The following is a 14560-nucleotide window of genomic DNA, read 5'->3' on the forward strand; positions in this document are numbered from 1 at the left end:
CCTTGAAATACGGGCTGCGGCCTGTTGTCGCAGGGCTTGAAAACGTAACACTTTATTGCTAAGTGCGCGGACTTTAGCGGCCTGTTCAGGCGCGGCCTCGTGTCGCGATCGGGCTGCAACGCAGCCCCAGCAAGCATGCGCCAAGGCAACGGTGCGGCTGCAGCCCAGCAGCCGCCGGAAGGCTTAGTAGTAGGCGTTTTCTTTCTGGCTGTGGTCAGTCACGTCACGCACGCCCTTCAGCTCCGGGATACGCTCGAGCAGGGTGCGCTCGATGCCTTCTTTCAAAGTTACGTCAGCCTGGCCGCACCCTTGGCAACCACCGCCAAACTGCAGCACAGCAATGCCGTCGTCCACTACGTCTACCAGGCTGACCTGGCCGCCATGGCTGGCCAGACCAGGGTTGATCTCGGTCTGCAGGTAGTAGTTGATACGCTCGTTGATCGGGCTGTCTTCATTGACCATCGGCACCTTGGCGTTCGGCGCCTTGATGGTCAGCTGGCCACCCATGCGGTCGGTGGCGTAATCGACCAGGGCATCTTCCAGGAACGGCACGCTGACCGCATCCAGGTAAGCGGTAAAGCTCTTGAGGCCAACGGCGGTGTCGTCAGGCTTCTCTTCGCCCGGCTTGCAGTAGGCGATGCAGGTTTCGGCGTACTGGGTGCCCGGCTGGGTGATGAAAATACGAATGCCGATGCCAGGCGTGTTCTGCTTGGAGAGCAGATCGGCCAGGTAGTCATGGGCGGCGTCGGTAATGGTTATAGCGCTCATGTAGGTTCCTCACAGACTTGCCGCCAAGTGTACGCCAACCGGCGCATCGAACAAAGTCCTAGTATTTGACTCGGGAAAGCGCGTAGGCCGGCTCGCCCCCTCGCGGCGCCGCCAGCCACGCCTGCATGCGCCGGTACAGGCCACGTTCCAGCCAGCAATAGCTGAACCACGACATTAGTCCAATGGACGGCACGCACACCGCGAATACCCAGTAAGGATTCAACTGCAAACGCTGGCTGGCGAACCAGCCGGCATACAGCACCAGCACATGGATCAGGTACACGGAATACGAGCAGTCGCCCAGCGCCTTGAGCAGCCGGTTGCCTTTGAACATCGGTTCCAGAGCGATGAAGGCCAGCACGATCATTGCGCTCGGCACGCCCCAATGCAGCAAGCGCTGCGATGCATCGAGGTGATAGATGGCCAGGCCTGCCGCCCCCAGCAGCAGCAACGCCAGAACCCGGCCCTGGCGGATCAGCCCATGGCGGTACAAGACCCCAAGGCCGATGCCGAGCAAGAACTCATAGATGATGTCGTTGTTGTAAAAGCGGCTGAGCAAGCCAAACCGCCCCAGCACCTCGCTGACCAGCAGCAAGGCGCCAGCCACCAGCAGCAGGTGGTGACGTTTGCGCACAAGAAAAGCCAGGCCGAACAGCAGGTAGAAGAACATTTCGAAGTTCAGCGTCCAGCCCACGTTCAAGGTGGGATACAGGCCGTAACCGCCGGGGTTCTCCGCCGGGATGAACAGCAGCGACAGCAGCAGGTGATGCCAACTGAACACCTGGTGCGGCATCCATTGGCTGAACGCCAGCAACAGCAAGGCCATTAGGGCCGTATAGAACCAGTAGGCGGGAACGATGCGCAGCACCCGGTTGAGCAGAAACTGGCGGGGCTCGACCGGCTTGTCGCAGGTCGACAGGTAGATAACCAGCCCACTGATCACGAAGAAGATGTCCACGCCCACAGCGCCCCGGTCAGTGAGCAATTGGCCGACGGGGCCGGTGGCATGGAAGTCGAAGAAGATCTGCATGAAATGGTGGCAGACCACCACCCAAGCGGCGAACGCCCGCAATGCCTGAAGCGAATACAACATGAAATAACCTGCGCTTTTCGGTGCATTGAGGCCCGTATCGGCTGCATGAGCACCGATACAGGCCACCTAACACTTTCCGACCGCAGGTGTATCAGAAAGGTCAGCCAAACCGATCAGAGGTTTTCGTAGCGGTTCATGTCCAGCACCCCGGCCTCGACCGGCTCGGTTTCCTTGATGTAGCTGTTCAGGTCATGGAAGTAACGCCAGAACTCGGGGTGGCTGCGGCGCACGCCCCAACGCATGACAATGCGTTCGAACTTAGCTGCATCGTCCTTCGCGGCCTCCATGTCCTCGACGAATTCCGGCACATCCTTGGTCGGGATGTTGAACATGAAGTTGGGGTAACTGCTGAGCACACCGGGGTACAGGGTCAGGGTGTCCAGGCCAGGCTGGTAGCGATAGGCCTCGCCAAGCAGGAAGGCCACGTTGCTGTGCGCACGGTTGCGTAGCAGGCTGTACACCTGGCGCTGGCCGCCCTGCCCTTCGATGCGCAACATCGTCGCCTCGGGCAGCTGGTTGATCACCTTCAGCCCGGCCGCCGGGCGCGAGACCAGGCGGCTGAGCGACTGCTCGGCATTGCGGAACTCTTCGCTCATTTGCGGCCGCGAGCAGAAGGCGCCCTGGCAGCGGTTGATCGGGTCGGGCGCGGCATTCAGGCTGCCGGTGCGCTGCAACAGCTTGAGGCCGAAGTCGCGCGTGGGGTTGCGCGGGTCAAGCTTGATACCGCTCGGCGTGTCACTGTCGATGTCCTCGTAGTCCAGCCACATCTTGACCTTGCCGCTGTTCTGGTACCAGTCGCCAAGAATCGCCTTGCGCTGGTCTGCCGGCATCAGGCGCAGGAAATTGACCTCGGCACCGTTGCGGATCAGGTCGAAGTACAGGCGCGTCTGCAACTGGTGGGACACGTTGCCATACACATCGAAATTGACTGCCAGCTGGTAATAGGTGCGTTCGAGCAGCGGGTAGTCGAACAGCCAGACGGTAAGGGGCACATCGCCGACCAGGCCCTTGGTGACCGAGGCGCTGTCGAAATGACGGAAAATGCTCAGCAGGGCATTGTCGTTACCGGCCCACAGCGTCGCCCAGCCTGGGGCCGGCATCTCGGCATAGGCTTCCCGGCGCAGCTTTTCATACGCGTTGCGCTTGTCGCGGTACGCGTGCCACAGGCTCAGCACACTGCCCACGTCGTCGTTCTGGCCTGGCATGGCCAGCAACGGCGTGGCTTCGCCGCGGTAGTGCGCATCGGTGATGTAGCGGTCGTGCGCGGGCTCCTGGAACAACGCCCAGAAGTTGTCGCGAATCACGTCGGTGGCGATCTGGCCCCGGCAAACAGGCCCGCGGATGAAGGTGCGCACGAAGTACTCGGCGTTATCCAGCATGAACTGGTAGCGCGCCACCGCCGGGATGGCCTCGAAGGTTTCGAACGGGTTGGCGCGGTGGCGTGGGCCATAGCCGGGCAGCGCGCTGGCATGCCAGTCACCGGCATAGAACAGCTGCTTTACCCGCTTGAGCTTTTGCGGCCCCATTGGGTAGGTGATATGCGTCTTGTGCACGATCACGCCCTGCACCGGGATCAACCGGTAATAGAAGTCGGTACCGGGCGGGTCGTTGGGCCGCCGCGTGGCGATGATGTCAGCCGGCTGGCCGCTTGGCGTGCGCGAGCGCACCCACTGGAAGAAGTGGCCCTGCTCGCCCCCTGCAAAATAGATATGCGCCAGGAACAGGTGCTCGTACAGCCAGCGGCCAACCAGCGCTTCGGTGGAGCCTGGGCGGTTGAGCAGCTCCTCCCATTCGGCGATTTGCCGGGCTTCGGCAGCGCTGGGTTGGATCGGCTGGTATTCGACCGGCGCGCCGGCGGCCAGCCAGCGGCGCATGGTGTCGTATTCCTGGTCCGTCAACCCGGTCACGGCCAGCGGCATGCCTTCCCCGGGGTGGGCGCCGGCGTAGGCATCGAACTCATGGGGCAAGGGGCACATGTTGTTGCGGTTCAGGCCCAGGACGATCTCGTCAGGCACCTTGGCATTGGGCGTGAGTGGCGTCTTGTGCCCCAGTTCGAGCATGCGCGCCATCAGCGCGGCCTGGCTGCCCTGGTTGTCGAGCACCGAATAGAAGCCTTTCTTGCGCCACTCGCTCTCGCTGTGGGCGTCGTAGAACAGCCGCGTGGTGGGCACTGCCTGGCTGCGCTCGCCCTGGTACACCGGAACCTTGCTGGCCCCGCGTACTGCGCCTTCGGGGCTTTCCAGCTTCAGTTGGCAGGCGGCATCGTTGCAGGCGTGGCAGGCCACGCATTTCTCGGTGAAGATGGGTTGAATGTCCCGGGTGTAGGATATGGCCGGGCTCGACTGGGGAGCTTGCCCAAGCACCGCGCCACTGAGGAGCAGGGCGAAAGCGCCGGCAAGGATACGTTGCACCATGTGCGGAAAGTCCTGGTTCTTGAAGCCATCACGATTTATTGCCTGGTCGTCCTTGGCCACCGTTTTTCACCGGCTAGGCCAACATGAGCAGAATTCATGGAAATGGGCGATGCACCTAAAAACCGCGCAGCTTTGTTATGATTCGGCCCCTTCTGATATTCGCCCGACCAGGTAGTTCCTATGTCCGACCGCAGCGCTCGTCTCCAAGCACTCCAGAACGCCCTCAAAGAGCGCATCCTGATCCTCGACGGCGGCATGGGCACTATGATCCAAAGCTACCGGCTCGAGGAACACGACTATCGTGGCACGCGTTTCGCCGATTGGCCAAGCGATGTCAAGGGTAACAACGATTTGTTGCTGCTCAGCCGCCCAGACGTGATCGCTGCCATCGAGAAAGCCTACCTGGATGCGGGCGCGGATATTCTCGAAACCAACACCTTCAATGCCACGCAAATCTCCCAGGCCGACTACGGCATGGAATCGCTGGTGTACGAGCTGAACGTCGAAGGCGCGCGCATTGCCCGCCAAGTGGCCGATGCCAAGACGCTGGAAACCCCCGATAAGCCGCGCTTCGTTGCTGGCGTGCTCGGCCCTACCAGCCGCACCTGTTCGATTTCACCGGACGTCAACGACCCTGGCTACCGCAACGTCACCTTCGACGAGCTGGTGGTCAACTATGTGGAGGCCACCCGTGGCCTGATCGAAGGCGGCGCCGACCTGATCCTGATCGAGACCATCTTCGACACCCTCAACGCCAAGGCGGCGATCTTCGCCGTACAACAGGTGTTCGAGGAAGACAGCATCGAACTGCCGATCATGATCTCCGGCACCATTACCGATGCCTCCGGGCGCACCCTGTCGGGCCAGACCACCGAAGCGTTCTGGAACTCGGTACGCCACGCCAAGCCGATTTCCGTGGGCCTGAACTGCGCCCTGGGCGCCAAGGACCTGCGCCCGTACCTGGAAGAACTGTCGACCAAGGCCGACACCCATGTCTCGGCACACCCCAACGCCGGCCTGCCCAACGCCTTCGGTGAATACGACGAAAGCCCTGCCGAAATGGCCGCGGTGGTCGAGGAGTTCGCCGCCAGCGGGTTCCTCAACATCATCGGCGGTTGCTGCGGTACCACCCCGGGCCACATCCAGGCGATTGCCGAAGCGGTCGCCAAATACCCGCCGCGCGAAATTCCGGAAATCGCCAAGGCCTGCCGCCTGTCGGGCCTGGAGCCGTTCACCATCGACCGCCAGTCGCTGTTCGTGAACGTTGGCGAGCGTACCAACATCACCGGCTCCGCCAAGTTCGCCCGGCTTATCCGTGAAGAGAACTACACCGAAGCCCTGGAAGTCGCCCTGCAGCAGGTCGAAGCCGGCGCCCAGGTGATCGACATCAACATGGACGAAGGGATGCTCGACTCCCAGGCCGCCATGGTCCGCTTCCTCAACCTGATCGCTGGCGAACCGGACATCTCGCGCGTGCCGATCATGATCGACTCGTCGAAGTGGGAAGTGATCGAGGCGGGCCTGAAGTGCATCCAGGGCAAGGGCATCGTCAACTCCATTTCCATGAAAGAAGGCGTGGAGCAGTTCAAGCACCATGCCCGCCTGTGCAAACGCTACGGCGCCGCCGTGGTGGTCATGGCCTTCGACGAAGTGGGCCAGGCCGACACGGCTGCGCGCAAGAAGGAAATCTGCCAGCGCAGTTACGACATCCTGGTCAACGAAGTGGGCTTCCCGCCGGAAGACATCATCTTCGACCCGAACATCTTCGCCGTCGCCACCGGTATCGAAGAGCACAACAACTACGCCGTCGATTTCATCGAGGCCTGTGCCTACATTCGCGATCACCTGCCGCATGCGCTGAGCTCGGGCGGTGTGTCCAACGTGTCGTTCTCGTTCCGTGGCAACAACCCGGTGCGTGAGGCGATCCATTCGGTATTCCTCTACCACGCGATCCAGAACGGCCTGACCATGGGTATCGTCAATGCCGGCCAGCTGGAAATCTACGACGAAATTCCCGCTGCGCTGCGCGAAAAGGTCGAGGACGTGGTGCTCAACCGCACCCCGCACGGCACCGACGCCCTGCTGGCAATCGCCGAAGACTACCGCGGCGGCGGCGCCACCAAAGAGGTGGAAAACGAAGAGTGGCGCTCGCTGCCGGTGGAAAAACGCCTGGAGCACGCGCTGGTCAAGGGCATTACCGCATTCATCGTCGAGGACACCGAAGCCTGCCGCCAGCAGTGCGCACGCCCGATCGAAGTGATCGAAGGCCCGCTGATGAACGGCATGAACGTGGTCGGGGACCTGTTCGGCGCGGGCAAGATGTTCCTGCCCCAGGTGGTCAAGTCGGCCCGGGTGATGAAGCAGGCAGTGGCGCACCTGATCCCCTTCATCGAGGCCGAGAAAGGTGACAAGCCCGAAGCCAAAGGCAAGATCCTGATGGCCACGGTGAAAGGCGACGTGCACGACATCGGCAAGAACATCGTTGGCGTGGTGCTGGGCTGCAACGGTTACGATATCGTCGACCTTGGCGTGATGGTGCCGGCCGAGAAAATTCTGCAAACCGCTCGCGACGAAAAGTGCGACATCATCGGCCTCTCCGGCCTGATCACGCCGTCGCTGGACGAGATGGTCCACGTTGCCCGCGAAATGCAGCGCCAGGGCTTCACGCTGCCGCTGATGATCGGGGGCGCCACGACGTCCAAGGCGCATACCGCCGTCAAGATCGAACCGAAGTACAGCAACGATGCCGTGGTCTACGTCACCGACGCCTCGCGCGCGGTTGGCGTGGCTACCCAGCTGCTGTCCAGGGAGCTCAAGCCAGGCTTCATCGAGCGGACCCGCCAGGAGTACGTGGAAGTACGCGAACGCACCGCCAACCGCAGTGCCCGTACCGAGCGCCTGAGCTACGCCCAGGCCATCGCCGCCAAGCCGCAATACGATTGGGCCGGCTACCAGCCAGCGGTACCCTCCTTCACCGGCGTGAAGGTGCTGGAAGACATCGATCTGCGCACCTTGGCCGAATACATCGACTGGACACCGTTCTTCATTTCCTGGGACCTGGCCGGTAAGTTCCCGCGCATCCTCACCGACGAGGTGGTCGGCGAAGCGGCCACGGCGCTGTACAACGATGCCCGCGAAATGCTCGACAAGCTGATCGACGAAAAGCTGATCAGTGCCCGGGCGGTGTTCGGCTTCTGGCCGGCCAACCAGGTCGCCGATGACGATATCGAAGTCTACGGTGCAGATGGCCAGACCCTGGCCACCCTGCACCACCTGCGCCAGCAGACCATCAAGCCGGACGGCAAGGCCAACTGGTCGCTGGCCGACTTCGTCGCGCCCAAAGGCAGCGGCGTGACCGATTACGTGGGGGGCTTCATCACCACGGCCGGCATTGGTGCCGAGGAAGTGGCCAAGGCGTATCAGGACAAAGGCGACGACTACAGCTCGATCATGGTCAAGGCCCTGGCCGACCGCCTGGCCGAAGCCTGTGCCGAATGGCTGCACGAACAGGTGCGCAAGGAACACTGGGGTTATGCCCGCGACGAGCAACTGGACAACGAAGCGCTGATCAAGGAGCAGTACCGCGGCATCCGCCCGGCACCGGGCTACCCGGCCTGCCCGGACCATACCGAAAAAGAGACCCTGTTCCGCCTGCTCGATGGCACGGCCATTGGCGAAACCGGGCCAAGCGGCGTGTTCCTCACCGAGCACTTCGCGATGTTCCCGGCCGCGGCGGTCAGTGGCTGGTACTTCGCCCACCCGCAGGCGCAGTACTTTGCCGTGGGCAAGGTCGACAAGGACCAGATCGAGTGTTACAGCGCGCGTAAAGGCCAGGATGTCAGCGTCAGCGAGCGCTGGCTGGCCCCTAACCTGGGTTACGACAGCTGAGTCTGCCGGGGCCGCCTTGCGGCCCTTCGCGACACCTGGGGGCGGCTGCCCGGGCCCGGTTGCTTCGGCAGGTGCGGGCTCAGGTCGCGAACGGGTTGCACGGCAGTGGCAAACCCCACCTACACTGTCCCTGATTGCCTCTGATTATTCAGGAGCCACCATGGACGATTCCAGCCAAGGCAAACCGCCGACCTTCTGGCAGATGCTGCACAGCATCCTGGCCGCCGCCTTCGGCGTGCAAAGCGGCAAGAACCGCGCCCGCGACTTCACCCATGGCAAGGCAAGCCATTTCATCGTCATGGGCACACTGTTCACCTTGGTGTTCATTGCCGTGCTGATTGGCCTGGTGCAACTGGCGCTACACCTTTCCGCGCGTTAATCACGGGGCCGCAAAGCACAACGCCTGCGCAATGGCTGCCGCAGGCGCCGTGGCTGCATCACGGTCGGAAGGTTCAAGTCACTGGTGGCTGACCCAGTACACGGCGGTGACGACCACCAGCACGATCAGGCAGAGGATCGCCCAGGCATCGACGCTGCTGTCAGCTTTGCGGACCTTGGTTGAGTTTCCCATTGCATTGCCTCTTGTAGTGGTTATGGGAATGCACTTCACAACCAGCAGTTAAGACGAGCAATGCCCTTCTCTCAAGCAGGGTCTTTCAATATTCGACCGGCGACGTCAAAAACGGGTACTGGTAACTGGCAGGCCGCCCTTCGGCACTGTAACGCTGAAAATCCACGCCATAGTCGTCCCGCTCCAGCAGTTTCAGCCAACGCCTGGCCTTGGCCTGGTCAATCACCTGCATGACCGGCGCCGTGTGTACACCCAAGCCATCACGGCCCAGCGCCAGCCCCTGGGCATCATCGTGCAGCATCACCATGGCCCAGCCACCGAGGGTGAAATGCCCACCCAACAGCACGCTCAGGCGGCCGTCGATGCGTGCACGCAGCGCCTCGGGCGAGCTGTTCACAGCACCGAACAGCACGTCACGCCCCGGCGTATGGCCGGCTTCCTGGAAAGCTTGCATGGCGCCGAAGGCCATTTCGTCATTGGCCGACCACACCAGGCCGATGTTCGGGTAACGCTGCAGCAGCAGCTGTGCCTGCTCGTAGGCCCGCTGTCGGCTCCAGCCGCCATATACCACCTGGCGCAAGCGCACCTGGGGGAAATCGGCCAGCGCCCTGCGCATGCCCTGCTCGCGCAGTTGCGAGGCCGGCGTGGTCTTGACGCCGACAAACGCCAGCAACTCCACCGGGCCATGGCCACGTGGCAATTGCGCGACCATCTGATGCAACATCTCGAAACCCGCCTGTTCGTCATTGCTGGTCAGTGTGCCCAGTGGCGCGGCGAACTTGTCGGGCTGGGCCAGGATACTGCGCTCCTGGCTGGCCGTGAGGCCATTGTTCACCAGCAGCAGCTTCACCCCCGTGCCGCGCGACAGGCGCAGGATTTCCGGCGCCACGTATTGCTCGTTGACCACCACCAGGTAATCGGGCCGCTGCGCCGCGGTGAGTATCGCCCTGGCCTGGGTCAACGCCTGGTCGGGGTTGCGCTCGGTGTATTGCACGCGCAGGGTCATGCCCAGCTCCTGGGCGGCGGCCTGCATGAACCGGCTGTAGCTGTTCCAGAACGTCTCGTTGGACAGCCCCGGGTTGAGGAACACCACCGAAGCCGGTTGTGCGCTCGCCGCCAGCGGCAAGGCAAGACAAATGCTTTGGCACAACGCCTTCAACATAGGCTGGCATCCCTGTAACGCAAACCGCGGATTATACCCGCCGCGCCGGTATACTGGGCACAAATGGCAGTCAGTCTCACATAGTCCATTTGGTTCTTTTCATATGCAAAAACATCACTTTAGCGCATAAACGCAACCTGCTATCGTTCCCCGGCTCCGTACCGGAGTGCGCGGCCGTGCGCGCGAATAGCTGCATGCCTGAGACAGGACTTTTATGTACGTATACGACGAGTACGATCAGCGGATCATCGAGGACCGCGTCAAGCAGTTCCGTGATCAGACCCGCCGCTACCTGGCCGGTGAGCTGAGCGAAGAAGAATTCCGCCCTCTGCGCCTGCAGAACGGCCTATACATCCAACGTTTCGCGCCGATGCTGCGTGTCGCCGTGCCGTACGGCCAGCTGAACGCCACCCAGGTTCGCACCCTGGCCAAGATCGCCCGCGACTACGACAAGGGCTACGCCCACATTTCCACCCGGCAGAACGTGCAGTACAACTGGCCGGCGCTGGAAGATGTTCCGGACATCCTTGCCGAGCTGGCCAAAGTGCAGATGCACGCGATCCAGACCAGCGGCAACTGCCTGCGCAACACCACCACCGACCAGTTCGCCGGGGTTGCTGCAGACGAGGTCATCGACCCGCGGCCATGGTGCGAAATCGTGCGCCAGTGGACCACCTTCCACCCGGAATTCGCCTTCCTGCCGCGCAAATTCAAGATTGCCATCAATGGCTCGCAGGAAGACCGTGCCGCCATCGAAGTGCACGATATCGGCCTGGAGCCGGTGCGCAATGCGGCCGGTGAGCTGGGCTTCCGCGTATTGGTAGGCGGCGGCCTGGGGCGTACCCCGGTGGTCGGCTCGTTCATAAACGAATTCCTGCCGTGGCAAGACCTGATCAGCTACCTCGACGCCATCCTGCGCGTGTACAACCGTTACGGTCGCCGTGACAACAAGTACAAGGCGCGGATCAAGATCCTGGTCAAGGCCCTGACCCCGGAAGTGTTCGCCGAAAAGGTCGAGGCCGAAATGGTCCACCTGCGTGGCGGCAGCACTACCCTGACCGAAGCCGAAGTGCAGCGGGTATCGCGCCACTTCGTCGACCCCGAATACCTGGCCCTGGACAACGTCGACTTCGCCGCCCAGGACGCTGAGTACCCTGGCTTCGCCCGCTGGCGCTCGCGCAACACCCGCGCTCACAAGCGGCCGGGTTACGTGGCCGTTACCCTGTCGCTCAAACCCACCGGGGTGGCCCCGGGTGACCTGACCGACAAGCAGCTGGACGCCGTGGCCGACCTGGCCGAGCGCTACAGCTTCGGCTTCCTGCGTACCTCGCACGAGCAGAACATCATCCTGGCCGATGTTGAGCAGCGCCAACTGCACGCGCTGTGGCTGGAATTGCGCGAAAGCGGCTTCGCCACCCCGAACATCGGCCTGCTGACCGACATCATCTGCTGCCCGGGCGGTGATTACTGCTCGCTGGCCAATGCCAAGTCGATCCCGATTGCCGAGTCCATCCAGCGCCGCTTCGACGACCTGGACTACCTGTTCGACATCGGCGAAATCGACCTGAACATTTCCGGCTGCATGAACGCCTGCGGCCACCACCACGTGGGCCACATCGGCATCCTCGGCGTGGACAAGAAAGGTGAGGAGTTCTACCAGGTGTCGCTGGGCGGCAACGCTGCACGCGGCGCAAGCCTGGGCAAGATCCTCGGCCCGTCCTTCGCCCAGGATGACATGGCCGATGTGATCGAAAAGCTGATCGCGGTGTACGTCGAGCAACGTACCGAGGAAGAGCGTTTCATCGACACCTACCAGCGTATCGGTATCGACCCCTTCAAGGAACGCGTCTATGCAGCGAATCATTAAGAACAATCAGATCGTCGACGAAACCTGGCACCTGCTGCCCAAGGAAACGGCTTTCGACGAGCTGACCAACTGCGACGACTACATCGTTCCGCTGCAGATGTGGCGTGACCATGCCCATGTGCTCAAGGCCCGCGACGGCGGCCTTGGCGTGTGGCTGGACAGCGACCAGGAAGCCGAAGAAATCGGTGAAGACGTGCAGTACTTCCAGGTCATCGCCTTGAACTTCCCCGCCTTCACCGACGGGCGCAGCTACTCCAATGCGCGCCTGCTGCGTGACCGCTACGGCTTCAAGGGCGAGCTGCGTGCCATTGGTGACGTACTGCGCGACCAGTTGTTCTACATGGCCCGTTGCGGTTTCGATGCATTCGCCATCCGTGCCGACAAGGACCCGGAAGACGCATTGCAGGGCCTCAAGGACTTCTCGGTGACCTACCAGGCCGCTACCGACGAGCCGCTGCCGCTGTTCCGTCGCCGCTGATTGCCACCTGCAACACCACGGCCCGCCGCAATGGCGGGCCGTTTCATTTGTACCCGCCGGTACCGCTCAACCCTGCCCCAGCTTCCTCCCAGCCCACCCACGCCTGCGCCCTTTTGTCTGGGGATCAAATGTCCTTGGTCGAACCCCGCCTTAATCAAACCGCATCAAACTTGCACACTGCTCCACACTCAAACAACGGACGGGGCTGCACCCCCTGGCTGAATTCCAGCCCCTTCCCTCACCTAGCAGGAGCCACCTCATGAGCATTCCATCTTTTGGTCTCGGTACTTTTCGCCTCACAGGCCAGACGGTCATCGACTCGGTCAAGGCCGCCCTCGAGCTGGGCTACCGGGCCATCGACACCGCGCAGGTCTACAAGAACGAAGCAGAGGTCGGCCAGGCCATCGCCGAGAGCGGTGTACCACGCGGTGAGTTGTTCATTACCACCAAGATCTGGGTCGACAACTATGCCCATGACAAGCTGCAAGACAGCTTGAAGGAAAGCCTGAAAAAACTGCGCACCGACTACGTGGACCTGTTGCTGATCCACTGGCCAGCCCCGGGCAACGGCGTTGACCTGCCCGCCTACATGGCCGCCTTGGCCGAGGTCAAGAAAGCGGGCCTGACCCGCCAGATCGGGGTGTCGAACTTCAATATCGCGTTGACCGAGCAAGCCATCGAGGTGGTGGGCAAAGGCGAAATCGCCACCAACCAGATCGAGCTCAGCCCGTACTTGCAGAACAGCAAGCTCGCTGCCTACCTCGAAGCGCAAGGCATCACTGTCACGTCCTACATGACCTTGGCCTACGGCAAGGTGCTGAAGGACCCGGTGCTGACCGAGATCGCCACCAAGCACAAGGCCACCGTGGCCCAGGTTGCCCTGGCCTGGGCCCTGCAACTGGGCTACGCGGTGATCCCCTCGTCGACCCAGCGCGAGAACCTGGCCAGCAACCTGTTGGCCCGTAGCCTGAAGCTGGATGACCAGGACATGGCACGCATCGCCACGCTGGAACGCAATGGCCGTGAAGTCAGCCCGCCGGGCCTTGCCCCTGATTGGGACTGAGACACTCTGCAGGGGGGCATGGGACCGAGCGCCACTTTGCACGGCCAAGCCGTGTACAGTACGCCTACAACAATGCCCACAAAGGAGCCCGGCCCATGAGCGTAACGCTGTCCCCCCTGCACATCGACTGCGATTTCGATTCTGGCAATATCCAGGTACTGGATGCCAGCAACCCGGCGCAGGTGCGCCTGGCCATCCGCCCGGACACCCACAGCGACCATTACCAGTGGTTCCACTTCAGGGTCAGCGGGCTGACGCCGGGCCAGGTCCACCGCTTCAGCCTCGACAACGCCTCTGGCGCTTCGTACAAGCATGCCTGGAGCGGCTACAACGCCGTTGCCAGTTACGACCAGCAACGCTGGTTCCGGGTACCCAGCCAGTTCGATGGCAGCGCGCTTTCGTTCGAGCTCAAGGCTGAGCAGCCGCAGGTCTGGTTCGCCTACTTCGAACCATACCCGCGCGCCCGCCACAACCAGTTGATCGAGCGGGCCCGGCAACTGCCCGGTGTCGAATTGCTGGCCAGCGGCCGCAGCGTGCAAGGCCGGGACATTCCCCTGCTACGGGCGGGTGATGGTGCCGAGGGCAAGCGCAAGCTATGGCTGATCGCCCAGCAACACCCCGGCGAGCACATGGCCGAATGGTTCATGGAGGGCGTGATAGACCGCCTGCAGGCTAACGACACGGTGATCCAGCAACTGCTGGGCAAAGCCGATCTGTACCTGATCCCCAACATGAACCCCGACGGCGCCTTCCTTGGCCATCTGCGCACCAACTTCAAAGGCAAGGACCTCAACCGTGCCTGGCAGGACGCCAGTGTCGAACTCACCCCGGAAGTGTTCTTCGCCCAGGCGCAGATGAAGCAATATGGTGTGGACGCCTTCATCGACGTGCACGGTGATGAAGAAATCCCCCATGTATTCACGGCGGCGTGCGAGGGCAACCCAGGCTACACACCCCGGCTGGCAAAGCTCGAGGCGCAGTTCCGCAGCACCCTGTGCAGCCTTACCCGCGACTTCCAGACGGTACATGGCTACACCCGCGACGAGCCTGGCCAGGCGAACACCACCCTGGCCTGCAATGCGGTGGGCATGGCGTACGACTGCCTGTCGCTGACCCTGGAAATGCCATTCAAGGACCATGATGATGCGCCCAACGCCGCCACCGGCTGGTCGGGCGCGCGCTCCAAGGCACTGGCCGGCGCCGTGCTGGAGACGCTGGCAGGCATGCTTGGCGACTTGCGCTGACCCCGCGGCTGG

General features: G+C 62.4%; 10 protein-coding genes. 6 read left to right on the forward strand and 4 right to left on the reverse strand.

Annotated elements, in window-relative coordinates; genetic code table 11:
• Window positions 1–183: 183 nt before the first annotated feature.
• The 3 genes from nfuA to DMX12_RS12030 all read right to left on the reverse strand — a co-directional run bounded on the left by nfuA (window position 184) and on the right by DMX12_RS12030 (window position 4275).
• The gene (nfuA, locus tag DMX12_RS12020; protein ID WP_003250416.1) at window positions 184–768 is read right to left on the reverse strand and encodes a Fe-S biogenesis protein NfuA; all 585 of its coding nucleotides are present in this window, start codon (window positions 766–768) and stop codon (window positions 184–186) included.
• Between the two features lie 58 nt (window positions 769–826).
• Window positions 827–1861 (reverse strand): acyltransferase, encoded by a 1035-nt coding sequence (locus tag DMX12_RS12025; protein WP_009685907.1) that lies wholly within the window; start codon window positions 1859–1861, stop codon window positions 827–829.
• Window positions 1862–1974: 113 nt separating this feature from the next.
• Window positions 1975–4275: a fatty acid cis/trans isomerase gene (locus DMX12_RS12030; RefSeq protein ID WP_110677740.1), complete on the reverse strand. Its 2301-nt coding sequence runs from the start codon at window positions 4273–4275 to the stop codon at window positions 1975–1977.
• A gap of 180 nt (window positions 4276–4455) precedes the next feature.
• Between DMX12_RS12030 and metH the strand changes: the two genes are divergently transcribed.
• The gene (metH, locus tag DMX12_RS12035; RefSeq protein ID WP_009685909.1) at window positions 4456–8163 is read left to right on the forward strand and encodes a methionine synthase; all 3708 of its coding nucleotides are present in this window, start codon (window positions 4456–4458) and stop codon (window positions 8161–8163) included.
• Window positions 8164–8323: 160 nt separating this feature from the next.
• A complete protein-coding gene (locus tag DMX12_RS12040) occupies window positions 8324–8542 on the forward strand; it encodes a DUF2970 domain-containing protein (protein ID WP_110677742.1) in 219 nt (72 codons plus the stop codon).
• Between the two features lie 277 nt (window positions 8543–8819).
• Here the strand turns inward: DMX12_RS12040 and DMX12_RS12045 are convergent, their stop codons facing one another.
• Window positions 8820–9896: an ABC transporter substrate-binding protein gene (locus DMX12_RS12045; RefSeq protein WP_110677745.1), complete on the reverse strand. Its 1077-nt coding sequence runs from the start codon at window positions 9894–9896 to the stop codon at window positions 8820–8822.
• A 214-nt stretch (window positions 9897–10110) separates the two neighbouring features.
• On the opposite strand from DMX12_RS12045, the gene DMX12_RS12050 reads away from it, so the two are divergent.
• From DMX12_RS12050 to DMX12_RS12065, 4 genes are all read left to right on the forward strand, one after another.
• Window positions 10111–11763 (forward strand): nitrite/sulfite reductase, encoded by a 1653-nt coding sequence (locus tag DMX12_RS12050; protein ID WP_009685912.1) that lies wholly within the window; start codon window positions 10111–10113, stop codon window positions 11761–11763.
• Window positions 11747–12241, forward strand: coding sequence for a DUF934 domain-containing protein (locus DMX12_RS12055; protein ID WP_029886967.1), 495 nt, complete (start codon window positions 11747–11749; stop codon window positions 12239–12241). The genes DMX12_RS12050 and DMX12_RS12055 overlap by 17 nt, the downstream gene beginning before the upstream one ends.
• Before the next feature lie 259 nt (window positions 12242–12500).
• On the forward strand, window positions 12501–13304 hold the full coding sequence (gene dkgB, locus DMX12_RS12060; protein WP_110677747.1) for a 2,5-didehydrogluconate reductase DkgB: 804 nt from the start codon (window positions 12501–12503) through the stop codon (window positions 13302–13304).
• A 95-nt stretch (window positions 13305–13399) separates the two neighbouring features.
• The gene (locus tag DMX12_RS12065) at window positions 13400–14548 is read left to right on the forward strand and encodes a M14-type cytosolic carboxypeptidase (protein WP_110677749.1); all 1149 of its coding nucleotides are present in this window, start codon (window positions 13400–13402) and stop codon (window positions 14546–14548) included.
• The last annotated feature ends 12 nt before the right edge of the window (window positions 14549–14560 follow it).

Origin of the sequence: Pseudomonas sp. MB-090624 (genome assembly GCF_003205245.1) — a bacterium.
GTDB lineage: Bacteria > Pseudomonadota > Gammaproteobacteria > Pseudomonadales > Pseudomonadaceae > Aquipseudomonas > Aquipseudomonas juntendi.